At 57.6% G+C, this 26,156-nt stretch carries 12 protein-coding genes and 1 pseudogene; 7 read left to right on the top strand and 6 right to left on the bottom strand.

Features of this window, described 5'->3' with window-relative positions; translation table 11 throughout:
• The 4 genes from ACE04F_RS22020 (at position 1) to ACE04F_RS22005 (ending at position 7,023) form a co-directional block, all read left to right on the top strand.
• Complete coding sequence (locus tag ACE04F_RS22020; RefSeq protein WP_486109914.1) at positions 1 to 735, top strand: adenosylcobinamide-GDP ribazoletransferase; 735 nt, start codon at positions 1 to 3, stop codon at positions 733 to 735.
• Positions 736 to 924: 189 nt separating this feature from the next.
• On the top strand, positions 925 to 2,898 hold the full coding sequence (locus ACE04F_RS22015; RefSeq protein ID WP_486109913.1) for a hypothetical protein: 1,974 nt from the start codon (positions 925 to 927) through the stop codon (positions 2,896 to 2,898).
• A 297-nt stretch (positions 2,899 to 3,195) separates the two neighbouring features.
• Positions 3,196 to 5,400, top strand: coding sequence for an autotransporter outer membrane beta-barrel domain-containing protein (locus tag ACE04F_RS22010; RefSeq protein WP_486109912.1), 2,205 nt, complete (start codon positions 3,196 to 3,198; stop codon positions 5,398 to 5,400).
• 120 nt (positions 5,401 to 5,520) lie between these two features.
• Entirely contained in the window at positions 5,521 to 7,023 is a 1,503-nt protein-coding gene (locus ACE04F_RS22005) for a hypothetical protein (protein WP_486109911.1), read from the top strand.
• Positions 7,024 to 7,070: 47 nt separating this feature from the next.
• On the opposite strand, the gene ACE04F_RS22000 is transcribed toward ACE04F_RS22005, so the two are convergent.
• From ACE04F_RS22000 to ACE04F_RS21975, 6 genes are all read right to left on the bottom strand, one after another.
• Positions 7,071 to 8,015 (bottom strand): fimbrial protein, encoded by a 945-nt coding sequence (locus tag ACE04F_RS22000; protein WP_486109910.1) that lies wholly within the window; start codon positions 8,013 to 8,015, stop codon positions 7,071 to 7,073.
• A 107-nt stretch (positions 8,016 to 8,122) separates the two neighbouring features.
• Positions 8,123 to 10,576 carry a fimbria/pilus outer membrane usher protein gene (locus ACE04F_RS21995; protein WP_486110003.1) on the bottom strand — a complete coding sequence of 818 codons (2,454 nt, stop codon included), beginning with the start codon at positions 10,574 to 10,576 and terminating at the stop codon, positions 8,123 to 8,125.
• Positions 10,577 to 11,057: 481 nt separating this feature from the next.
• Entirely contained in the window at positions 11,058 to 16,070 is a 5,013-nt protein-coding gene (locus ACE04F_RS21990; protein WP_486109909.1) for an RHS repeat domain-containing protein, read from the bottom strand.
• A gap of 77 nt (positions 16,071 to 16,147) precedes the next feature.
• A complete protein-coding gene (locus ACE04F_RS21985) occupies positions 16,148 to 19,084 on the bottom strand; it encodes a hypothetical protein (protein WP_486109908.1) in 2,937 nt (978 codons plus the stop codon).
• Positions 19,075 to 21,492, bottom strand: a complete 2,418-nt coding sequence (locus ACE04F_RS21980) for a hypothetical protein (RefSeq protein ID WP_486109907.1) — start codon at positions 21,490 to 21,492, stop codon at positions 19,075 to 19,077. The genes ACE04F_RS21985 and ACE04F_RS21980 overlap by 10 nt, the downstream gene beginning before the upstream one ends.
• 96 nt (positions 21,493 to 21,588) lie before the next feature.
• Positions 21,589 to 23,460 (bottom strand): hypothetical protein, encoded by a 1,872-nt coding sequence (locus ACE04F_RS21975; protein WP_486109906.1) that lies wholly within the window; start codon positions 23,458 to 23,460, stop codon positions 21,589 to 21,591.
• Between the two features lie 291 nt (positions 23,461 to 23,751).
• On the opposite strand from ACE04F_RS21975, the gene ACE04F_RS21970 reads away from it, so the two are divergent.
• The 3 genes and pseudogenes from ACE04F_RS21970 to ACE04F_RS21960 form a co-directional block, all read left to right on the top strand.
• A complete protein-coding gene (locus tag ACE04F_RS21970; protein WP_486109905.1) occupies positions 23,752 to 24,402 on the top strand; it encodes a hypothetical protein in 651 nt (216 codons plus the stop codon).
• A 66-nt stretch (positions 24,403 to 24,468) separates the two neighbouring features.
• Positions 24,469 to 25,575 (top strand): hypothetical protein, encoded by a 1,107-nt coding sequence (locus tag ACE04F_RS21965; protein ID WP_486109904.1) that lies wholly within the window; start codon positions 24,469 to 24,471, stop codon positions 25,573 to 25,575.
• Positions 25,576 to 25,629: 54 nt separating this feature from the next.
• Positions 25,630 to 26,156, top strand: a pseudogene (locus tag ACE04F_RS21960) (sugar-binding protein); the annotation flags it as partial.

The following is a 26,156-nucleotide window of genomic DNA, read 5'->3' as shown; positions in this document are numbered from 1 at the left end:
ATGTTGCCCTTCTGGATCGCCGTGCAATTTCTCAGCAGCTTGCCGGTGCGCCTACCCGGCATGCCCGAGCCTGAACAGCTCGGCCGTTCACTGCTGTTCTATCCGTTGGTGGGGCTGTTGTTCGGCGCCGTACTGTGGTTACTCAATGCGTTGTTGTTGGGCGCGCCGCTGCTGCTCCACGCCGCACTGTTGCTGACCGCATGGGTGCTGCTCAGCGGCGGCCTGCACCTCGATGGCCTGGCCGACAGCGCGGATGCCTGGCTCGGTGGTTTCGGTGATCGCGAGCGCACGCTGCTGATCATGAAGGACCCGCGCAGCGGACCGATCGCGGTGGTCACCCTGATGCTGGTGCTGCTGCTCAAGTTCGTCGCGCTGGTGGCATTGATCGAACAGGGGCAAACGTTGCTCTTGTTCATCGTGCCGGTGCTGGGGCGTGCGGCGTTGCTGGGCTTGTTCCTTACCACACCGTACGTGCGGGCCGGTGGGTTGGGTCAGGCGCTGGCAGATCATTTGCCCCGGCGCGCGGGCTGGTGGGTGTTGGTGGCGTGTGCGTTGATCTGCGTGCTGGTGGCGGGATCGGCGGCCGCTAGTGCATTGGCGGTTGCCTTCGCGGTATTCGTCGGCCTGCGAGGAATGATGCTGCGCAGGCTCGGGGGCTGCACCGGGGATACGGCTGGGGCGTTGCTTGAGCTGCTTGAGGTGGCGGTGTTGGTTGGAGTGGTGCTGAGCCGATAAAGCCCCGCTGTGCAGATAGCCACCTGTCAACTCTGACAGTTACGGCCTATTAAAAAAAAGCGCCTACTTCCCTCCAGTGCAGAACGACGGGAAGCGTCTGGGCAGTGCCCGCAAATCATCGGTCTGCTTTTCGAGCTGAAGCGCCATGGGTAGCCATGGCTTCCAGGTATGAATACGGAGAGCGACAACATGGCTGGTCCAGATAAAAAAGAGCAGTTGACCTCAAATGAAAGCGCATCCGGCGGACCTGGGCGGTTTGTGGTCCAGGATCCGGTTGTGAAGCCTGACCCCCTATCCGGGTTGCCGGTGGGGCTTATCTGCAGAGATCATCTTGATACAGGCTTAACGACAACCATTGCGACCTGGGGTAACGATATACCTGACGGAGATACGGAGTATTTCCGACTGCAAATTGCGCGAGCAAAAAGTAATGAATGGCTGACGCTTGAGGAGCATTCTTTTACGGGAGGCAGTACATGGGAACCGCTGGTTTTCAGTATTCCCAGTAGTTATTTGCTGGACCCGGAGCACGAAGGTGCTTTTGACCTGCGATACGAGCATGAGAACTTCGTTGGCGTTCCCGACCATTCCGCGCGAACGAACATCTACATCGACAAGACCCCGCCCAACGGTGCGGTCCCTCCAAGCAAAATGGTATTCACCGTCACGCCACCCATCACCGATGCAACTTTCGATACAAATGATTACCTGGAAGCGACCATTCCGTCTTGGACGGGCGATCAGGGCGACGTGCAAATCTTGTACGCCTGGGTAAAGGACGAGCTGCCCGAAGATCCTGCGCTTATTCCTTTCGAAGGTCCTGACCCCATTGACCCGAACGGGAGCAGGATCGTGCGAATTCCCAAACAACACTTCCTTGACGCCGGAGATGGCCTTGGCTGTGGTGGCTACGTACTGCTCGACAAGGCCGGCAATCCGAGCCCGGTGTCTCTATATGGACTCATGTCGGTCGCTCTCGGCCCCCTGCCTGTTGCGCCATTGAACCCGCCCACGGCGGCGGATGCCACGGGTGGCGAGTTGCTGCGCTCGGACCTTGTCGACGGGAACGTGCTCGTCAATGTGCCTCGTGTTACCAATGGCAAGTCCACCGATATCGTCGTTGTTAAATGGGGCACCAAGGAAGTCACGCCGGGTACGCCTCTAGGCAGCAACCCGTTGGGCGGAATCAACATCCCCGTGCCTTGGGCGACTCTCTGGAGCGAATACGGTAGTGCCACGACAGGCGTGATGTCTACGTCACTTTGCTATACGGTGCTGCGGGGGGTGGAACCTTATGCATCAACTCCAGCCACCGTTCAATGTAACTTTTCAGGCCCTGGGCCGATCAACCCAGAGCCGGAACCCGGCAACGGCCTACTGGAAATGGTCACGGTCGTGGGGGAGTCGGGTGTTGACAATGAGCTGGAGGCAAGCGACGAAGACGGCGAGATCAAGGCCAAGATCAAACTGGTCGACCCACTGGCCGACGGTGATATCTATCAAGTCCTGTGGAACGGGACGTCCATCGGAGACTCCTATGTGATCGACCCCTCCATTGACAAGGTGGGGGACGTCATCGAGATTGATCTTGATTGGGACGTCATCCGCGGCGAAGGCCCGGATGCGGCCATGCCGGTCTGGTACGTATTGACCAACTCGGCTCATGCAAACCCGCAAGAGCCTAAGCAACGCACCTCGGTCAAGATCGACTTCCTGGTCCAAGACTTGCCGGAGGCCATCCCTCAACACACCAACACAAGCGGTATCGTGACCTGCCTCTCACTGCGCTGGGATACGGAAGGTACAACCTTTGGCATCGAGTATCTGATTCCGCCGAGCGCCTATTTGAAACAGGGTGATACGGTCGAGGTGCAATGGAAGGCCTACACCGACTTCGCTAACCCGGTTCACGTTCCCGCCGCCGATAAGACGCACACGTTCAGCGATATCACCCAAGATCAGGCGGACAACGGGATTGTCTGGCTCATCGAACCCTACGACGATCATGTTCTGCCCACTTGGCAAAGCACTGCCCAAATAGGCAAGGGTGAAGTGAGTTACAAAATCACGGGAAAACCTTTTCAAGAAACGCCCACCAATACCAGGGTGGCGATGTCGCAGGGCCCGGGGACTTGCAACGTACCACCGCCGGCGAATCCTTGAGCAGGCGCGCCCCCAGCCGCATACGAGGACTCATGGGCGGCACGGACCCTGTGGCGAGGGCGTTTGCCCCCGCAGGCTATGCAGCAATCCAAAAAGGTTGTTGCACAGCCATCGACAGAGATGCCCCTGCTCCTTGGCTAGATACTCACTTAACTGACAGGCGTGAGGTGCGCGAGTGAGTTCCTACAGTTTGCTTCATCGTATAAGTGGGTTAATTCAGAATAGTCCTACATACCATGGTGCCGGCGTTCTGTAGTCTGCGCGGCCTTCTGAATTCCATTGTCACAGGGTGCCTGTATGTCCTCGCCTAAGTTATTCAAGCTGCATCCGTTGTTCCGTGCCTTGAAACTGCTGTCTATTCCACCCTTGTTGCTGATCGCCGAGATGGGGCACGCGCGGGTTCTGACACCCGGGGAAATCCTGTCCATCGATAGCACTACAGCCTCCGATAATTACGTGTTGAACGGCGAGTCGACATTGAATGCCGATGGCGCCGAGGCCCGCGACATCACCGTTAATAATTCAACCCTGAACCTCAACGGCACCGATGTGAATGCAACAAACGCCAATGGCGTTCTGCTGAATGCCGGTCGGGCCAACATCAGCGGCAACAGTACCATCACCAGTGACCGGATAGGCCTGGCGGTCAGTCGCGATTCCACGGCTACCCAGGGTTCCACCGCGACAGTGAGCGACAGCACCATCATCGGCGGGACGACGGGCGTTTCGGTCACCGGTTTGAGCGAGGTAACACTGGTGCGATCAACCGTGGTGGGCACGGGTGCCAATGCTGCCGGCCTGCGACTGTTCGGAGGGACTGCCACGGCTATTGGCAGCACGATTTCCGGGGCGAGGAACGGGATCGAAATTGGCGGGGATAGCCTCGTGAACGCCCCCGCGAACTTGACCCTGGACGGTACCCATGTCGAAGGCCTCAACGGCTCGGCGATCGTTGTCGATACCTTGGGCCTGGGGGCCAGCACCGCCAACATCTCAGTGGCCAACGGTTCCACGCTGTCGGCCAGCAATGGCATCCTGATGGATGTTCGCCGTGGTGCCGAGGGTAATTTGAATGTCAGCGGCAGCGCACTGGTCGGCGATATCGTCGCCGACGACAGCAGTACCGCCAATGTGCTGCTGGAGAACGCCGCGACCCTGACCGGAAACCTGAAAAATGTCCAGGACCTGGGCATCAACAGCAGTGCCCGTTGGATCATGGTCGGCGACGGCGAGGTCGAGAACCTGGTCATGAATGGCGGCGCTGTCCAGTTCGGCAACCCTGGTGAGTTCTTCAAGCTGAACGTAGGCACTCTGTCGGGTGATGGCGGTACGTTCTACATGCACACCGATTTCAAGACCGGCCAGGTCGATACGTTGACTGTGACTGGCGAGGCTACCGGCAATCACACCATCGCGATCGACGCCAGTGGTTCGGAACCCGTGGGCGCCGGGTCCATTGCGGTGGTGAAAATCGGCAGCGGTGACGCGACATTCGCCCTGGCCGGTGGCGAAGTAGACCTGGGGGCTTACTCCTACGATTTGATCAAACAAGGCAATGACGCCTGGTACCTCAATACCCTCGCGCGCACGATCAGCCCGGGCACCCGCTCGGTGATCGCGCTGTTCAACGCAGCCCCAACCGTCTGGTATGGCGAACTCAGCACCTTGCGCAGCCGCATGGGTGAAGTGCGCATGAACCCTGTTCAGAGCGGTGGCTGGATTCGTGCCTACGGCAACAAGTTCAATGTCAGCGCAAATTCCGGTGTCGCTTACCAGCAAGTCCAGCAAGGCTTGTCGTTTGGCGCGGATGCGCCGTTGCCGGTGGGCGACGGTCAGTGGTTGGTAGGTGTGTTGGGTGGCTTCAGCAAGTCCGACCTTGACTTGAGCCGCGGTACCAGCGCAACGATCAACAGCTACTATTTGGGTGCCTATACCACCTGGCTGGATGAGCAGAGCGGCTATTACTTCGACGGCGTGCTCAAGTTCAACCGCTTCCAGAACGAATCCGACGTGCAACTGAGCGACGGCGAGAAAACCAAGGGGGACTACGACAGCCACGGCGTCGGTGGCTCCTTGGAGTTTGGCCGGCATATCAAGTTGGCGGACGATTATTTCGTTGAGCCCTTCACCCAATTGTCTGGTGTGATTATCGAGGACAAGGACTACAAGCTGGCTAATGGTCTCTCTGCCGAAGGCAGCCGGTCACATTCTCTGTTGGCCAAGGCCGGTGCGACCGTAGGACGCGATTTCACTTGGGGCGACAAAGTAGTGCAGCCCTACATTCGTGCGGCTTATGTGCACGAATTTGCCAACAACAATGACGTGCGGGTCAACAACAACCGGTTCAACAACGACCTTTCGGGTTCCCGTGGTGAATTGGGTACTGGTGTTGCCATGACCGTGACCGACAAGGTTTCGATTCATGCCGACTTCGACTACAGCAGTGGCAGCAAAATCGAACAACCGTGGGGTGCCAATGTGGGCGTGCGCTACCTCTGGTAGGTAGTGTCGGCATGCCGAATCTGACTTCGGCATGCTCCCCTTGTGGCATTCGAGTGTTCATCAGGATTCCTCCCCGGCCTTGGGCTGGGGGTTGATATTCAGCGATGGAGGACATGAACAATGTCATCGACCAAGTCCACCAAGCCCCCTCCCACAATGACTGCCCCCTGGACCGAGCCCGCACCGTTGGCGGATGTTGATGGTGGCGAGCGAAACTTGCTGCATCGTTCGGCCTGGAGCGACCCGGACAATCCGCTGAAGGTCATGCTCAAGCCCTGGTACGACGGCGGCGATCCGCCGGACGGTCCGTGGACCGAACAGGTCGATGTTTTTCTGGATGATGACGAGAGCAATATCATCGGGTCCCGGGAATGGGATCTGCCCATGGACCTGGATGATTATTACGTACCGATCAGTGCCGACCGGTTGCCGTCCGGGACGCATACGCTTAGCTTCATCATGACCAACTTTGTGGGCACGCCGGACCGATCACATCCGTTTACGGTTACCGTGGATAAAAGCCCTCCAACACTCGCTGCCGATAGCAAGTTGATCTTCCCTTCCGAAGTCCTTCCTCCCAACCACATCAGCGCTGCCTACCTTGCCGATCCAGAAAACAACGATCAGGTGCTGGCAGGTATCCCGCGTCACACTGAGCCCAGGCCTGGGGATCACATTATCTGGTACTGGGGGGAGCGTCCAAGTGAGTTGAATCAGGGGGGAAAGGTGGATATCGACCCTGACAACCCCGATTCGTTTGTGATCACCGTTCCTGGCGATCTGATTCGTGAGCGTGGAGATGGTTGGCGATATGTCAGCTATCGCGCCTGGGATCGTGCAGGTAATGAGAGTCTGATTTCCGACCCCGCCGCGATCGAGGTCGCCGCCACGCCTATCCCACGCTCGCTGCCCTGGCCCTCTGTCGAGAACGCCAGCGGCACGGGGGAGGAGCAAGCGCTCGATCCACTGGAGGCCAAGACTGGAGGCTTCGTGAACATACCGCCGGACGCCGTCATCCATCCGGGGGAGCAGGTCTGGGTTCAGTGGGGTGAGCCTGGCACTGTTGGGGCCTGCAAGGTGGAAGCGCCGGTCAGTTCGGACCCGCGCTGCTATGCAATTCCCATGAGCTCCGTTGCGGCCCATATCGGCAAAACCTTGTCCGTCAGCTATGGCGTTATCGACGGCAATGGCAAGGAATGGCCGTCCGACACTCGTCGGTTGAAAATTCAGACCTTATCCGCAACTGTGTTTCCGACCGTTCAATGCCGCCAGGCCAGGGGGAACCAGTTGCCACTTGTGGACGTGCCGCCTGGGGGGGCCGAGTTGGCCCTCGACTACTGGGTGATGATGACCACTGATCAGTGGCTGATGATAAATATCACGGCGGCCGTTGGTGGAGAGGAGAGGCTGTTTACTGCGCTCGACAAGCGTCCGGTCACTGAGGAGGAAATCAATGAGGGTATCGGCATGAGCGGAAACGTGGTCATTTCGAAAGCGTTCCTTGATTTGCTCAGTATTGGAAGCGTCCTGGCAGGCAAGGTTTACATCAGTTTCGATGGCGGCAACAGTTGGCCGCCGCTGGCAACTCCCAGTACCCCGTCATTGCAATTGACGCTTGTTTGAGCAACCGGGAGCCAACCGTCGTTAGCCGAAAGTTGCTCCCTTCTGGCTCATTGATAGGTGATGGTGAAGTTCAACGCGCCCTTGGCCTGCCCTTGGGTGACCCTTTCGCCGGTTTGATAATAACGTGCGGTAAAGGGCAGTACGGTCGAGCCGGCCGCTGGGATGGACCTGATCGGCACGTCGCTGTCGAGTGCCACCGGAGTAGTCCCATCGTCCATCAATACCTGGATGCCTACGCCCTCGGCGCTGGAGTCGCCTGTGAGGCTGAAGATCCCACGCAAGGGTTCGATGGGTTGCGAGCCAAGCGTTCCCTCCAGTCGAATGTGCGCGCGCGCGACGCTGGCGTTCGGGTCATCGCTGCAACTGTTGAGGTGGATCTGAAAAGGCACGGCGGGCGTGAAAAAACCTGGCCCGGTGAAATCCGCGACATTCCAGTCATCTCCCAGCTGCACCGGATCGGCGCTGACCAGGCGGCTGGATATCGTGCACTGAGCTTGGAGGATGGTGCCGGCCAGGCTTGCGTTGAACGCCAGGCCGACGTCCGAAACCATGGCGGAGAAAATAGTCCTGCTGTCGAATATCTGAGGTCCGGGTGCTATGTCTCCGATCTTGACCAGGGTGATCCGACTGAGCAGACGGGCCATTTCAAGATTGGCGGAACCGGTATGGTTTTCAATATGACTGTCAAAAGGCACGACAGGCGGGCCGATGGGGACGAATGAGTTGGACGCTCGGCCATCGAATGGATGCTCCAGCGTGATTTTTATCCCTACGCCCGGCACACTCGTTTGCAGTATCTGATCATCATACGCTGGCGCGTTGGCCATTATCCGGGCGCTCAAGCGCACGCCGGGAGTGCCGTCATGGTCGCATACCAGAACCTTACCCTCGGCGCTCGGCGTGGACCTAAAGATATCGACTTTGCCGATCGGCGTCATGAGTGGTGCATCGCGCGGCACCCAAACGCTGCCCATGTCGATGGTGTAGCTCACTGGGCCGGGAACGTTGTTCCTCCATGCGCATCCATTGGAGGGGGCCGCAAGGCATAAAGGGCTGATGGCGAGCAGACCGAGACTGGCGAACAAGGGGCGTAGGGGATTCATACATCGATTTCCTGGACGGGGAGTGAGGCGGCAGGCAGACGGCAGGTCAGCGTTTGCAAACGATAGCCTTGGTCCTGCTCAATGGCGCTGGGTTCGACCGCCAATTGACAGTGTTGGCCGCCAAAGCGCACGTCCAGCGTTTGCACTTGCTTGTCGGTGGCGATCAGCGCTTGTCCTGCCGGGCCGACCACGCCGAGCACCTTGCCATCGCGATCACTGATCTGAGCGCCAAAGGGCAAGGGCTTGCCGTCGGGTTGTAGCCCGGTGATCACCAGGCGCGTCACGGGCCGGGCGCTGAACTGGGCCTTGACCACCGCACCCCGGCGCGGCACTACCTGCGTCGTGCCGTTGTCGATCTCGATGTCCGGCCCCAGTTGGTCGGTTTCCAACGACAGCGAGTTGACCCGGTAGGGGCGCAGTTGCGGAACCAGCGCGTAGCCACGGGAATTGGTGCGCACCGAAGTGGTGTTGGCAATGCCGATACCAGGTATATCGCCCACCTCGACCAACGCGGACGTTTCCCCCAGATAAGGACCGAACTCGACGCCGTCGGCATGCAGCAACGCCGCGCCGCTGGCGTTGAGGGAAAGGCTGTTGTAGTCCCGCGCCTGGGTGTAACCGCCACCGACGGCGGCGAAAGGCCCCTGATAACCCAATGACAAGGCGCCTGATTGCTGCCCTCCGGCGGCGTTGCTGAGTGACGCCTGATAGTTCAGGCGGCCCTGATCGATACTGCCGTTGAGACTGGCGCGCTGGCGGTTGCGGCCCGCCTCTTTGTGGAAATCGAACGTGGCCGTATTAGCGTGGCCGAAGCCCAGCGGCATGGAGACGCTCAAGCCCAACAAGCGGTTGCTGTTGTTCTTGGCGTTGAGCGACTGGGAGGCGAACAGGTTATAGCTGACACCCCGGTACTGCGTATTGAACTGCAGTTGATACTGGCGCCGCTGGTAGTTGCTGTTCCAGTAATCATCCTGGCTGAGGGTCAGGCTGACGGCGCTGCGACTGCCGATGTTCTGGTACACCGAGGCTTCCAGCCGGCTGCGGCGGCCGCCGCGAAAGTTCGTCGAGCGATTACGCTGATTGACGGCTTCGTCGAAATCCCGATAGCCTTCGGTGGAATAACGATAGCCGGCGAAGCGCAGGTTGGTGCGGCTGGCGAAGGATTTACCGTAGCGAGCGGAAAGGCTGCTGCCGCTAATGTCGGCGTGGGATGCAGAGTCGATCTCGGCCGCGGATTGGGTCATATCCACGGAAACGGCGCCCAGGCTGCCGAAATCCCGCGCCGCGCCAAGAGTAATGGCGCGATAGAAATCACTGCCGAGCAGTCCACCATAAAGCGTGCTGTTCCAGAAACCACCGCGAGCCAGGGTGGCTTGCCACAGCGGTGGGCTGTCCAGGTGTTCGGCGCCGTTGTAGCGCCCCAGCGCCGCGCTGTAGCGCCAGACGCCTTCGCGCAACAGGTTGCCGAGGGTCGCGTAAGGTTGGGTGTAGCGGTTGACTTGGCCATCCGCCTCGGTCAATACCACTTCCAGTTCACCACCGCCGCCGGCAATGCCCAGATCGTCGATGACGTAAGGGCCGGGGCTTACATAGGTGGAGTAGATGGGGTAGCCGTTCTGCAGGATTTCTAGCTTGGCCCGGGTCTGTGCTACGCCGCGGATCACCGGCGCGTAGCCTTGCATCACATCGGGCAACATGCCCAGATCGGAGGCTACCAACGCGCCTTTGAACGGCAGACTGCGAAACACGTCGCTGCCGGTAAAGGTTTCGCCCAGTGTCAGATTGGCCTGCAGCCCCGGCAGGTCCCGTTGGGCGTAGGCGTAGGCGCGGCTCCAGTCGCGCTTGCCGTTTTCATCCTCGCGCAGCGACTGATTGCTGCGCAGGCGCCAGTGACCCAGGTTCACACCGCTGTTCAGGTACAGGTCCTGGCTGTTGTCCGAGTTCCTGCCACGTCCCGAACTCTGCTGCGCCGAGGCCTGATAGCTGATGAAGGCAGCATTGATACCGTGGTCCCAGCGGGCCGGGTCGACATGGCCCGCCACGTCGCGGCGCATGGCGATCTGCGGGATGGAAATGGACAGCAGTAGGCGGCTGCCGTCGAAATCGGCCTGGGCTCCAGGCACCAGGGCGGCCAGGTCGACGCACTTCTGTTGCAGGGAACTGGGCTCGGCCAGGCTGCTGCTTTTGAGTCCCATTTCCTGCAGCAACGACCCGGACAAACAGGCGACCAGGCCGTCCGGTCCTGACGTGAACTCGATTTCACGTTCGTCGAACGGCGCGAGATTGACCTGAATCTCGACCCGGTAGCGACCGGGAACCAAATCGTTGTCGACATTGAGCACGCTCAGTGCCGAGGCTCCGACATCAATCGGCTGGCCCGGCGCCTGGCGCATGAACTCGGCCTGGAACTGTAGAGGCGCCTCGGCCAGTGCGGGTTTACTCGTGACCATCAGCAACCCGCTGCTGCCGAGGGCGAACCATCGGGCGAGGCGCAATTGTGAAAGCCCTGGATATTGGCTCATGGACACCTTCCGCGACAAAGGCCTGACACCCATCAAGCAATGATCCAGCGACCAACCTCATGTAGGAGCTTGCCCGCGATAGCGGTCGGCCAACCCGACATTCGTTGTCGGCTGACGAAACCTCCTCGCGAGCAGGCTCGCTCCCACAGGGGACTTTTCATGGATGTACTGGCGGGTATCAGGCTCTGGGCCGGTTTCAAATTGAGAAGAGCAGCCCCAGTTCAGTGGCGACGTGGGGTTGCGTTGTGGCGAGGGAGGTTACGGAGCAGCTGGAGTTAAATATGTAGGATAGTTCTGTAGGAATTGAATGAATCGGCTATTGGAGTGGCAGGTTTTTTAGCGCGTGGGCAGAAAAAACTCCCGCGGCGCAGGCGGCGGGAGCCGGGGGGATTGGCTGCACGTGTTCGGGTCACCTGTGCCCGTATTTATACTCATCGCCGATTCCCTTCCACCCATCGCCCTTGCTGCCATAACCCCCTTTAAAAACATAACTTTTCAACGGTGCTGGCGGTTTTGGCGGCGTGCTCACTGCCGGCGTGGGGCTGGTAACGCTTGAGGCGCGCGAAATAGTGGAGTTAGGGCTGTAATCGACGGGGGGAGTAGGCGGCGGACCGTCAGTAGCGCCTCGCAGTGAAGCTGAACTGGAACTTCGCGTTAGCCCCATGTTGGAAGGCGTTGGTAAGCTACTAGAGCGTGCGTCTGAACCGGAGGTCGAGACTGACGCCCTTGAACCGGTGCTCGAGGCTGACGAGCTTGAACCTCGTCGGCCAGCGCTCCCGAGTTTTTTAAAGATATTTCCGATGAGTTTTTTAGTCGCTGAGAGAATGGTCGCTTGCCCCGTCGTTGCTGTGCTCTTTGCCAGGGCGGCCCTAACCGCACTTATCCCGCCGCCGGAAATAATGCTGCCTACAAACCCCACCACTCCACCAGCTACCGACATGCCTACGTCTTGGTTGATCGCACCATAAACCTGCATCGCCAATCCTGCGACTTGAAGGCCGATCCCGACAAGACCGGTGACATAGGAGGCAGTGATTCCGATAGCCGCCGGTGCGGCCCAAGGCATGACTGCGATGGAAACTAACAAAAGAAAAGCTGCCACGCCCACGCCGGCCCATACAGCTGCGTCGGCCCCGGCTGCCCTAGGCTGTTCAATTGGATCGATATAACCCTGATCCGGATCCCGGCGCGACGAAGCAGGCTGGCTCCGATGCCCAGTCGGGTCACGCCAGGCGATCGGATTGCCCAGGCAATAACAATAAGGATTGAGCCCGCCGGCATCGAAAGGGCTGAGCGAGTCGGGACTGTGGAAGCGCATCAAGCCTGGGTTGTAGGCGCGGTAGCCGCGCCCCAGCAGGTACCAGCCGGTGACGGCCTCGCGCACTTCGCCGGCAAACGCTAGCAGCCCTTGCATGCCGTTGTCTTCTCGACGTTCGCCATAGGCGCTATAGCAGGAGTCATGCAAGCCGTCAGCACGGCTTTCACCGATCACATTGTTGGCGCCATCGCTAAGCAGCAACATACTCGGATCCGAAATGCTATGGCCCTGCTGGCCCAGAGCATGATCGCCGTGAAAAAGGAACTGGGTCAGTTGGTCACCCTGCAAGGTGTAGCTGATCTGGTAACCCTGATAGAAGCGCAGGGCCTCCGGGGCATTGCCGTTGCGTACACCCACCAGTTGATCGTGGCCGTCATAGCGATAGTTGATGAGCGAAGTAGCATCGTCGGCGCTGCGCACTTCCAACAGCCGGCCCAGCGTGTCATAGCGCAGCCGCCGACCCTGTTCATCGTTGAGCTGGCGCCCGTCGGCGTCGTACTCGAAGGTCTGCGTGGAAGACGGAAGGGTATGGGTGACCTCCCGCAATTGGCATTTGTCCTGCTCGTCGTAGGTGAAACGCGCGGTGTCGCTTTTGCCGTCGGCGAACCCGGTAAGGCAGCGCTCGATATTGTCCAGGGCGTCGAAGCGGAACACCTGTTCGGTTATCGCGCGACCCTGGCCATCGGTCGGCAAGGCTTCGCCGCTGCAGGCGTGTCGGGTCAACCGATTACGCAGGTCGTATTCGAACACTTCTTCGAGCAGCAGCTGCCCGGCTTTTTCCAGGCTACGGCTGTGCAGTTGGTCGTCGTCCTGCCAGACCTGAGTCAATACCCTTGGCGCTTCGTTTTCGACCTGGAGAATCCGCTTGGTTTCCCGGCCGTGCTCATCGTATTCCAGGTCGGTGACCAGGCGCAGGCCGCTGTCCAGGCTGCTGCTGACGCTGCGTTCGAGCAGACCGTCAAGGTTGTAGGTGAATTCGGCTTGCAGATTGCCCTGGCTGACATAGGCCAGCCGGCCCGCACTGTCGTACTGGTTGATCGTCGGCGCGGCGCCCTGGTCGTCACGGCTCAGTGGGCGACCTTGCAGCGAAGTACCGTGAAGTGTCTGTTGTGCAACCCCGCTGATTTTATCGTGCCAATGTTCGGAGGCCAAGTAACCGTCAAGCGTATACTCGTAGGTTCGCGTCCCCTGATCGTTGATCGCCTCGGTGATCGCGGCGCTCAAGGGGTCATAGGCGTAGGTGGATCCGGGATCCTGGTCCACGGCGATAACAGTCGGCTCCTGAGTAAGCGCCAGGTTGTAGGTATAGGTGAGCGTCCGGTTGCTCGGCGTAATCCGTTTGTAAGGTCGCGTGCTGCCGCCTTTGTATTCGTAGTGCTCGCTGCGTGGGCCAATGGTGCGCTTGGCGAGGCGTTCGAGATCGTCAAAGGTCTGTTCGCCGGCGATCACCTTGGCATCTACGTTGCCGCTGGGAGTAACCTGCAGGCTGACCGGCAATTCACTGCGACTGTATTCGACGAAGCTCCGTTCAAGTCGATCTGTGTTCGGCAGCTCGGTGAGGATCATCCGGCCCCAGACGTCATATGCGTACTGGGTGGTGCGCTGCAACTGCGCCGCCCGGACGTCAAATGGGTTGCGTAACGTTTCGACTTCGCGGATACAGTTGCCGCTGCCGTCATAGACGAAATCCTGGCTGCCCGCCGCCGTGCCCTGGGCATCCAGGCGTAGGATCTTGTCGGGCTTTTCGAACAGGTTGTAATGGGTCTCGCTGTGTTGTGTGCGCACGCCGGGCCGTTGGGCATGTTCCTGCCACTGGCGGATCAGCGGCCCGTTCTCGCCAAAGGGCCACAACTCCTTGACCAGGGCCACCCCATCGGGGCCGGTCACCCGATATTGCTGGCCCCAGTCGTCGTACTCGACGCGCGTGGTCAACATCAGGGGGGCGAGCGAGGCATTCGGCCAGTAGCCAACAGGATGCTCGCACGTCTGGTTTGTCCAATCGTAGGTGGTCTCACTGATTTTATGTCCCATCGCATCATGACAGGCGGCATATATCGGTCGCCAGACGGGCGCGCCGGTCTGGCTGTCCAACTGCTGGCGTTGCTCTTCAATGATCCGATTGCCGCCGTCAAACAGCGTGCGGGTCTGCACGCCCTTGATATCGGTGAGCACTTGCTCGGCTTGCTGGCCATCGGTTGAAGTCAGTTGATAGCTGAAGCTGCGCGAGGCTGAGAATTCGGTGTTCGGAGCCACGACCTCTTCCAGCACGCGCCCCAGAGCGTCGTGACGAAAGGTGGTTTTTACCCCATTGTGATCTTCGCGCAACACGACTTCACCGTTGAAACGCGAGCTTTGCGTCAAGCTGACCTGTTGGCTGCCGTTGTAGCCGATCAGGGTTTCCTCGATCTGGTGAAGGGGCCCGAGCTCTTCGTTGACCCGACTGTAACGCCAGCGGACCATAGCGGTCTTTCCCACGGATTCCTTGAAGATGGTTTCTTCCTGATAGTCAGGACGACCATGCAGAAAGGGCTTGTCCGGCATGTCGAGGTAGCGGCGACAGGTATTCTGCAAGAGGGTTTCACTACTGCCCAAAAGTTGGTGCAGGTCCTCGTTTTCCACCGACAGCCAGCCCTTCTCATGGCTCCCGGTCAGCGGCGCTAACTCGATATAGCGGTACCGCGTGCGCAGCACCGGGGCCTGCCCTTCATGGCCCTGCGCCGGGTACACGGTCTTGCTGCGCAGGTTGCGCACAAACCCCTGGGGGTCGGGGGGGCAGCCATCGTCGCCTGCGGCCGGGTAATATTCGCTTACGATGCAAATGCCGTTGTGCTGGCACTCTTGCAGCAGGTTGCCGAAGTTGTCATAGGTGGTGCTCAGGATCTCGCTGCGGGCCTGGCTTGCGTCGTCCGCCAGCTCCCAGCGTTTTTCCACGGTCTTGGGCAGTTGGAAGTACGCCGGCTGTACATCGAAGCTGCCGGGGACGTTGTGGTAGGTAGTCTTCACCCTTTGCACGGCGTTGCCCTGGGTGGTGGTCTCCTCGGTCATCAGGTGAAAGTTGTTGAAGGTGCGTTGCACCGTGCGCAGCACCTTGCCGTCGACCATATGGCTGGCGGTTGAGCCGTAATCGTAGTCGCCGGTGACCTTGTACAGCTGGTCTTCACCGCTGTCTTCCCAATTGATGCTGGTGCCGTTGCCGATGAAATTGTGCAGGGTGTAGCTGTATCTCACCTCCATCGGCGGCTGTCCGAAACCGGCAAAGAGCTGGTGGCGGGTCACCCGTGGCAGGTTCAGCCGACCGTTGTCCCCAGGGTAGGGATGGCCGTCATCCAGGTATTCGATGTCTTCCCGCCCGCCTGCCGGGGTCTTGACCTGCTGGATGCAGGTCAGGTCGCGCACCTTGGTGTACGTGAAACGCCAACTGGCTTTTTCCTCGGTGGGCAGAATGATTTCGTCGACGCGCCCTTCGACTCCCAGCTTGAGCTCGAAACGTGCCAGTGGCGTACCGTCGGGACCGGCGTCCGGGTGCATGAGCACTTCGATCCGGGTGTCATCGGTACGCTCGATTCGCAGCAGTTGACCCAGGGCATCGCGGACCGATTGCAGGCGCTGGCCGCCGCGAAAATCGCTGTAAGTGAGGTCGACCCGGTGTCCGGACGGGGCATGAAGGTGGACCGGCAACGCCACCCGCTGGGCGTCAATCCCGCCGGTCTTGAGGGTTTCGATCAGGCCGGACTTGTGCACGACGCGGTAGCGGTCATCGCCGTCGTCATAGAAGTGGAAGCTGTCGAGCTTCTTTTCCTTGATCGGGGGTTGGGGGCCGCTGCCGGTGACCTTGAAGGTTTCGCCGGTCGACAGCGCCAGCATGCTGTTGTGAGGCGTGTACTGGGAAAGGTTGAGGTTCCAGCCGGTGCCGAACCCCGAGTCCTCGGTATTGAGCGGGTTGAATACCAGTTGCAGTGGCACGACCGGGCCGCACAGGTCGTTGGACTTGAGTTCCGGCAGGTCGATGCTGACGGTGTACTGGCCGGTACGCGGGTCGACGCTGAGAGACAGGAAACTCATGAAGTTGAAGGCGTTGGAGTGCAGAACTGTCGAAGCAGTCATAGCGTCCTCTCCATCATATCGACAACAGGCGATCCCAGACGCGGAGCGCTTTTCAGCGCCCCGCCGGAAGTGCCTGATTATTGAAAATTAACAATCAATTGGTTACGACTGTCTTCACGGGTCGAAACTTCAAACCCCACATCGAACCGATGCAAGTTGCCCTCTTCGTCACGCAGTTCGAACCGCACAGGCCCGTCCAGGCGTTCACGAAAACCGATGAGCAATTCCGGTGCCATGCTGTCATGCCAGTACGGCAGATCAGCCACCCGATGCATGCTGACGATGAGTTCGCCCGGCCCGGGTTTGTACAATTCCTCGAAAGAAGATGAAGGCTCGTTATAGGACAGGGCTTCCCAGAGAGCCGTCAGGTAGGCATCAAAAACCAGACTCACGGGTGGCGCGTCGGTGCGCCCGGCAGGCTGCGGATAAAAGCCGTAGCCGGTGAAACTGGCAAATGTTTCCTCCAACTGTTCCGACTCGTACTGCAAGGTCGAAGCGTTACCCAACACCTTCAGCGTCGACCATCGGGTGGCGTATATTCCATTGCGTCGGTAGCCAAACGTCCAGTAGTCGATGGAGTCCAGCAGGTACGAGAAGGGGTCATCCGGCTTCTCCTCGCCCTGGCCATTGAAAACGCGTTCCCTGATGAAATCATAATGCCCCTCGCCACCGAGACCGCGATCCGGTGTTGGCGGTGGGATCCCCTTCAACGTAATCTTGTTGTTAGGCCATTCCAGATCAGTGGAGCGCCGTACCTGACCGTAGGCATCCGTGAACTGTGCATAAAACACAACGCTGCCCTGCTCCGCGCAGTGCATGAACAACTCTCGATATTTAGTCAGGCCATCCGCCAACGGAGGCGGGTCCTGTTCATATTCATTAACGGTGGTCGCAGAGTAGAGCTTGAAGCGGTTGCGCAGTACATTCACCGCCCAAGGTATCTCCGTGCCCTCCAGACCTTCCTGCCCCGCCTCAATGAACGGCACTTCGGCATTAGTGACTTCACGGACCAATTCCAGGCTGGACAGCTCGACATCGCTGAGGGGAATGTCGTAACACTCGTTCTGATTTTCCGGATCGGGACAAACCGGCTTTGTCTTGATCTTTACCCGCAAAGGAATCTGCTGCATACCGTTGGTATAGCATTGAGCCCCATCCAGGCCCTCAATGGCGAATTCGGCCAACTCTATCCAGTGCAAATCCCGCTGCGCCTGCGGGTTCAGCTGGCGACCGCTCAGTTCAACAATGGCGTATCCCCAATGAGATTCGCTGATTTCACCCAATACAACACACACCGGGGTCATGGGAGAATCAGGTGGCGTGAATAGACCTTCTGCAGAAATACTGCCTTCGCCATAGACTGCCCACTTCGACTTGGCCGGATCATCCAGATCCTTAATCTCGAACCGGACCGGATTCCCGGCTGTGACCGTGGGAACGTAATGCGGCAGAACCTGCAGGCTTTGCGCCGCCACGAAAATAATTACCGCCGCTCGAGTGACCTCCCCCGAAACGCTGTCCGTCACCTCAATGGTTTGAATCCATACGGGTTGGCCTTTTTGCGGGTCGGGGCTGAAAAGAGCGTTATGGTTGTCCAGGACCTCCAGAGTACCGCGCACATCGCCTACCAACTTCCAGTCCAGCGAATTACCTTTCAGGCTCGATGCCTTCAGCTTGACGGGCTCCATTCCCTCGCCCCACGTATAAATAAGGGGAGATATCGCGAGGCTCTGCGCATACTCCACCGCCAGCGCCGAGTAGCCAAGGTCGCCATGGGCATCGCTGTAATGGGCAGTAATCACGGACACCTGCTGCTCGCGCCGCATCGACGACGCTTCCTGCGGCCGGTAGGTACCGTCTGCCTCCATTTGCCCCACCGATAACGGGCGATCAAGGTTGCTGGCACTCCAGCGATCTGGTGCCGAAGCCACATCGGTACCGCTGATGACAGTGAACGGCTCCGGCTGGCCGGCTTTCACCATGACAATCGCAGGCTCGACCACCTTGGCACCCGGCGCCAGCGATACCTTGCCGAACACCACCAGGTCGTGGGGCGTATCAGGACTGTCGTCGCAGGCGATGGTGTAGCCACCAGGGAACAGGATGTGCTTGATCACAGCCAGGTTACTCGGGTCAGCTAACGGGATAAGCCGCTTTTCCACCACGACAGCAGCCGAATAGCTGGGCTGTTCATTCTCCGTATCGTTGGGAATCAGGTAAACGAAATCCTCATCGTTGACCGGTAATGTCCCACGCTCGGGATTGGAAGTGAGCTGAATAAAAACCACCAAGGCTCCATCGCCATGATTCAACGCTTGGGGATCCGCGGCACCGGGAGCAGCTTGGGTACGCAAGGCAAATGAACGAGGTGCCAACGGGCCGTAATCGTTGTAATCGACGCCTCCCAGCACGAAGATCTTGCGATAGGCAGGATGCTCCTGCAGATAGACCTTGAGCTGCTCACCGATAGTGTTACTTGAATAGTCGGTGGCGCCGAGGTTACACGTCACGTTGTGCCCCTTGGACAGGTCAAGCGAAACCCGGCCACGCTCACCCACCGTATCCTGCACCGCTACCAGCTCGACGCTCATCCGGACCCGATACCCCATGTCTTCGCGGATCTTGAAACTTTCCCGCACCATGGAAGGTTTCGCCGGAGCATGAGCAATAGAGGTATAGGACCCACTGATGATGTTCATCGTCAAGGTGGCCTCGCTGTTACCCAGCATCGCCGTCTCGAACGACAGGCTCGGCTCACCCAGGATCAGTTCCTTCAGCTGGATTTCCTCGGTTTTATCCGTATCTGTGAAGAAGCTGCGATTGAACGGCAACAGGAACCTAAGCTCGGTGAAGTTGGCCAGGTACTGCTTTTGCAGTATCTGATTGATCCGCCTGCGGTTAAAGGCCACGACAGCCCCCCACCCCAAGGTTATATTGCCGCTCTTCAGGCGCTCCAGCAGTTGGGCTTTGGAAAGACCAGGCAGGGCTGCGGTGTTTGAATGTTTCACAGACATGGCGCGGTCTCCGTGCCGTTGAGCAGGCTGCAGAATTGCTGCAAATCCACGATGGGGTTGGGCACGATCAGAAAGCCATAATTCCAACTTTCTTCGTTGTATTTCTCTGCCTTCAGCACCGCGAACCTGTGCACCGGGGCGTCCGGCAACTCATAAATACCTTCAGACGAAAGCTCGCCGTCACCATAGAGCTTCTGGAAGGTGGTCTCGTTGACGGGAACCTCCACCTCCTCGCCATTTTTGTTCGTATAGAACAACCTAAGCGTCAGGCGACGAACGTCTTCCGGGGTTTCCGTGGTCTTGATGAAATATGAACCGCCTGGAGCATGAACAACAACCGCGACCGACGTATGTTGAGTGCCGATGCGAGACGCTCGGGCCACACTGATCTCCTCGAGCGTGAGATCTTTACCCGCCTCTCTTACAGGCGGCACAAAACACTTCTGATTTTCTATCCCCGGGGTCGGTTCCGGCTCGTTAATAATTTGGGCAGTAGAGCCCTCTTTCAGACTCCACGTGAGCGCCTCCCCACCCAACACGGCAGCAGACATTGGGTGGCCCGCCGGGGTTTCGTCTGCTCCTCTTGCAGTGACCACAAAGACCAATGGATCAATGGCTATGTCACGTTCGACGATACTCACCAGGGCGGTACTACTGACACTCGCGCCGCGGGCATTGGTGCCGACGGCCTTCACCAGTACGCGTTTTTGATAACCTTTGATCCCACCAACAACGGGAGCGGTGTACTTTCCCTGGCTATCAATCGTACCTGGGTCGCCCTCGTCATCTGGCAAGTTCTCCACGCTCCAGGTCAGCTGTTCGAAAACTGGCTGGGTTTTGAAGGAAATTTCCCCCAGGGAGGCGACAACCGGCTCGCGCGGTTCGACAGCAAAACCGGTCAGGCTCGGGTCGATCTTACCCAGCAATGCCAGGTCACCGGCAAAGTGAGAGTGTATCGGCACCACCGCATTCTGCGTGCGAAACAATAGGCCGTTGAGGCGGAAGGCATCGATAGCCGTGACCGTACCGGTTAGCATCTGTTTACAGTCGTCCAGTGCTGACTTTAATACCGACTCGGCTGCCTTAACGATTTCCTCCGTGTACTCTTCAATTTCGGTATCCTCAAATCCGTCCGGGGTCATTTTCCATATTTGCTCATTACTCGGGGCATCCACCGCAATCATCGACAATTCGCCCGTTAGCGTGCTGCTGAACTTGAAGCTCTGCCGCCAGCGCCATTTAAACGTCGAGTTAACCGTCACAGACGCACCTGTCATGGGTGCTACTAGGAGATCCACCGATTTTTTCCCATTCCACGTAAACATCAAGATCCCACCCGTTATATCTGCGAAGAACTCGCACATAACGGTTCCGTCTTTTACTTCATTAAACGGCAGTGCCAATGTCATTGCCAACGTTTTGATATCGGGGACATTGTGAAAGACATAGGACCCACAAAACGCACCGCTATCAGGGGTTAATGACTCGATGTACTTGTCTTCTTCACCCCCAGCAACGATATTAATCGATTGACCCTTGGCAATGCGGCGAAACCCCTCGGAAACAATTTTCTCCAATAAAAAGCTATTCCCCACCAAAATCGTCGCCGACAGCGGGTCGCTTGGCTCCCCCTGCGGAATTAGATAATGCATATTCGCATTAACAGCAGGTATAGAGCCATTTGACCTATCCTTCATCGACACGAACAACAGCACTTCGCCCTCGCCAAAGTTGGGAGACTTGAAGTCTGTACCGCCAGGCGCTGGATGGGTTCGAATGAAAAATGCGTCGGGCTGGAGCAATGCGCCTGGATCGGACTTCAACGTATTCAACTCAAAAACTTTCTTTTCGGGTTCCCACTTATCGAAACGTTCCTTGTATTTGATACCCGCCGCGATATCCTGCTCCATACTATCGCCGATTGTAACGTACAGTAGCGTTCCGCGTGACAGGTCGAGAGTGACTCGACCCACTTCGTCAATGGTCCCTTCGGATATGGACAGATTTATGTTCATGCGTAACAGAGGACCGTTCACGGCATCTGCCACTTTTACTCTTGAAATCCATCGCCTACTTTCGCCAACAATCTTATTCACGGACAATTGAATGCCCCCGGTAATACGCATAGTCAGCGTGGCAATGGACTCGGAGATAGCTGACGTTTCAAACGACAGCCGCGGCGCATCGAGAATATGGTTATATACATACTCCCAGCTGGTATCCGCGCCCATCGGGACGTCAAACGTGAGGGGCTCGAAATACGACTCACTATTGAATCGCTGTATGTATTCCTGCGCCAACAGTGTATTGACCTTGTACTGATCGTAAGCCAGGATTACGTCCCACCCCAAGGTCTGGGGCCGCTCTGCGAGCCAGGAAACAAAATCTTCTACCGTTTCATTAGCCATGATTACAACCTCACGTTATTAATCCTAGGTACCGCTCATGCAGCCGACCAAGGCGCGATATTGTTGTGCTCTGATTCATACCGCCGATTTTCGCAGCTATTCGATCAACTGAATATTGTCCAGATCCGGAAAACTGAAATATGTTTCCCCACCATCAAAACTTACGTTGGTGCTCACCCTGAACGTGGAGTTCAGCTTTAATGTCTGTAAAAAACTTTTCGGCAAGTATTCATTGACAATGCCGTTCTGCGCTTCCTGCGTGGTAACGGGCCGGGAGGTGTCACGCACAGGGAACGCTGTAGCTTCGTTTGATGACTTAATCCCGAGGACAGTAATTTTCACCTGCTGCTCCGCTGCGATGAACGACCAGGGCGCAAGCCGTAATAGGGCCTCAGAACCGTCAGGTATTATTTTCAATGACAACTTTGTGCCGTCCAACCAACCGTCGTGGAACTGGACATTGGGATAGTTTTGTCGCGACAACGGCTGGATCCGCAGATTCAAGGTTTCGGAGTCCTCAAAGGCGGCACCGAACGGCGTGAAACGATAGAACACTGGAAAACGCTTCGTTTCACTATCGGTATGGGCCTCCATGTTCGCCGCAATGAAAGCGCTCGGTACCTGGAAGCGACGCGGGTTGGTAGCACTAGGTTCCTTGGCAATATGCCGCCCGCCAGCCGGATGCCCCTGCCAATGCACTTCGACCTGATCATCCGGACCAATCACCAGCGTCTCTGGCAGGATGACAAAAGCACCGGCGCGCATTGCAAGGGACGCGAGGAGACAAGCCTCGTTGTCCTGCGGCTCCCCTTCGGACCCGGCGTGCTCCACCGTGGGCGAGGCCAGGTCCAGCGGCGCCCTCACCGTCAGTTCAAGCACTTGTGAACGGCGGGCCTGTCCTTCCCGAGCATATTGGTAAAACACCTGAACCGGCTGCCCGAGGCTTTTCTGCAGCACCTGCGAAGACAAACGGAACAGCAGCACGCCACTGTCGATATTCGATTGATCGATTAGCAGGGCTTCAACTACCTGGGCTTCCAAGCTGCTGGTCAGCCAATACAGCAAGACGTTGTCGCCGAGAAGGAGGTCGTAAGATGGCACGTACAGGTCGATACCTTCGGGAAATCGCGTCGGATCAAGAACATCACCCTCCAGGCCTTCGATCCTGATGTGAGGCAACATCGGCGTGGTAGGTGCAACGATCCGCACGGTTTGTACCGCGGACAAGGAGGCCTGGCGATTGCCCTGGTCGGCATATTCCACGCGATAACTCAGTAGAGCGTGGCCCTCTTTGATGAAGTCAAACTGACTCTTTGGGATATTGACAGCCAACGGTCGTCCGACATTGACCGCATTCAGGGTAACGGTGAATGGCCAATCATCATCGTGCTGGCCTTCCGCGTCATATCCCTGCATCAGGAACTTGACCTGATCGCCCTCACGCATGGCCCGATACGGGTTTATCAGCGCGGTGACTGTCGTTTCGATAGCAAGCGGGTCCAGATGCAGGTCATGGGAGTCCCGTAACTGCACCACCGGTAACGTAGCCTGAGCGTCCGGACGCAGACCGACATAGACAAGACGTCGAGAGGACTCTGGGCTTTTCTGTTCTTCATCCCCCCCCGGCCAAACACTGTAGGAATAAAATGCGACGCCTTGGTCGACAGCCTTCAGCAACGTATTGGGGATATCCACCGGCATTCCGCTCTCAGCGGTATAGCCGCCAGCCAGGCTGACATCCACCCGAGCATTGGCATGGTCATGCACATCGCCGTCTACGCTACAGCCCCGCCAGTTCGGCCAGATTGCATCGCCGATAGCTATTTGGTCATATTTGATATACGTCCGCAAATTATTGTTACCCAAGGCAACCAAGTCCACCGTATCGCCGTTCACCAAATCGGGAATAGCGGGGGTTGGCCAATCGGCGGCCAACGCAGCGGGAGACGGTTTATTTAATGGGACCATGATGGTTGATAGCTCCGCCTGTAAATTACAGCTTTCTTTTACCCCTCAATTCAAATCACGCCAACTAACAGAACTGCTAGTCTCGTCCCGTTACCCGCAACGGGTTCGAGATATGCGAATTTCAGCTGCAACGAAGCTATGCCGCCATGCCATTCACGCATCATTCGGCCACCAACTGCCCGGGAAGGGTCATGACTAACAGTTCTGCTAGGTAGGCAAACGTAACGGGTGTGCTTACCTTGCTCGTACCCCTCTCTCGACACTGTGCAGTCTCACTCGTTTGGAGCAATCATGATGAAACCAATTTCTGCTTTTTCGAGTAAATCAGCAAACCAACTTCCAACTTTGCTGCTGAGCCTGACACTGCTACTGGGCGGCTGTCATACGGTCGGCAACAAAGCCGGGATGGAAACCAAGGCGGCCGTAACTGTAACGCCCGATGGATCTTGGTCCGAGCCTGTACATGAACACCTATCATCATGGGCCGGGAATGATGATGATGAAGAAGGCTCTATCAGATGCGCAGAAGACAAAGTCATGGTGGGCCGTAACCACGAAGGTGATGAAGAAGGCCTAACCGCACATAAGTGCGCCAGCCTACAGCAAAACGGGAGGACGCTCAAAGTCGTAAATGGTGATAGTTACGACGCACATTACGTCGATGAACATGTGGAATACTGGTTTAAATGCAGTGGAAACGGCGTCATGACTGGCAGAGCCCATTCGGGCGACGAAGAAGGCGATACGTGGTACTTCTGCGGAAAAATTAAGGATCAATGGGGCGATGAAATAATACCGATCAACCGTACTTGGACAGGTCCGATGAATGAAACTGACAGCACACACACCTGCCCCACAGACCAAGTGATGACCGGCCGTTCTCATGCTGGTGACGAGGATGGCTCATCCGCTACTCACTATCAATGCGCAACGCTTTATTGAAACCACTCCTGGCACCGTACCTGCTGCATATTTCGGCTGACACCTGACTATAACGGAACCAACCAAATGACCAGTATTTCATTCCGCAACTACAGACTGTCCAGAATATTCGGTTTATTCCTGTGCAGCACAACGGTGGCCACCTCATCGCTGTACGCTAATGCCGCCCAGATCATTCTCCGCGACAAGGATAATTACAATTGTGCGCTGGACGTCCCCGCGCTCGGCAGCGGCGTCACTTACCAATACGAAATGAAAGCCGTCAGTTCCAAATGCAAGACAGATTTTCGAGCGCGCTCCATAGAGTTCATTGAACTGCCATCGGCAGTGAAAATTTTCCTCGCAGATGACTTCTGGTGCAGCGAAAGTACTTCACAGGACGAAGAAGAAGAAGAAGAAGAAGGGAAAGGCAAACCGGAAAAAAACACCCGAAACTTCTGGATAAAATTGAAAACCACCAAAAAATCCACCAGCGTCGGCGGGAACGGCTCAACCCAGGGCGCCGAAGTCCATTACTTACTGACCTATGGCAAAAACTCTTTTATTGGCCCGGGTCTGCTTCTGGAAGACAAATACCAAAGATCAGGATCGCAGAATCTCGACAAGTTGTCCTGCATAAAGCTGACCGCTTCGGCGAATATCAATACTCCACCGGTCCCCGCTGCGGCGACAGGCAACAGCCGGTTGTGGGCCGCTTCACAGAAAGAAAATGAATCCAGATTCTCTTGCAGCGGTAACGCCATAATGACCGGACGCTTACACTACGGTGATGAAAATAAAACGACCAGTATTGAATGTGCAACGGCCAGCCAAGCCGGCACGGCGGTTATCGTGAGGAACAAAGTGTGGTCCGAACCCTTGAAAGAATCAGGAGTATATAAAGACGATGTCGATGGCAAAAGATATCATATCGGAAAGTACTACGTTTGCCCGCCCAATACGATTATGACTGGCCGCCAACATAAGGGCGATGAAAATGCTGATACCTGGTACGAATGCGCAACGGCGACCAACGCCGGCAGAGACCTTAGCGTCACACCCCATGAATGGAGCGAGGAAAAAAAGGAAAGCGGTTCAGAGTTTCATTGCCCCGCGAATCAGTTCCTTGTTGGCAGGTGGCATGTGGGGGATGAGAACAACGTAACCCGCTATCGCTGCGCCACTCTGCAATAAGCGGACTCTTGGCTCGGTGATACGCCTCTTCCAAACAATGCGAGACTCATCATCATGACCGTTTCCACTGCAGCGCACTCCAACGCCTTCAACTTCATGAGTTTCCTGTCCCTCAGCGTCGACCCGCGTACTGGCCAGTACACCGTCAGCATCGACCTGCCGGAACTCAAGTCCAACGACCTGTGCGGCCCGGTCGTGCCGCTGCAACTGGTATTCAACCCGCTCAATACCGAGGACTCGGGGTTCGGCACCGGCTGGAACCTCAACCTTTCCCAGTACACGCCTCACAACAGCATGCTGGCGCTGTCGACCGGCGAAACCTTCAAGGTCACCGGCAGCGGCCCCCAACCCCCGATCAAGGAAAAGAAGCTCGACAGCTTCCACTTCTATGACGACGGCGATGACCGCTACCGCGTCGTGCACAAGTCCGGCCTGATCGAAACCCTCAAGACCGGCGGGATTGACGCCCAGCGGGTGGCGTTGCCGGTCCACCTTCATGCCCCGTCCGGACACCGGGTCGACCTCACTTACAGCGATTTTCGCGGCGGCCAGCGCCTGCAATCGGTCCGCGATGCCCTGGG

This window comes from Pseudomonas sp. AGC41 (genome assembly GCF_057334555.1).
This window is presented reverse-complemented; position numbering and strand designations above follow the sequence as displayed.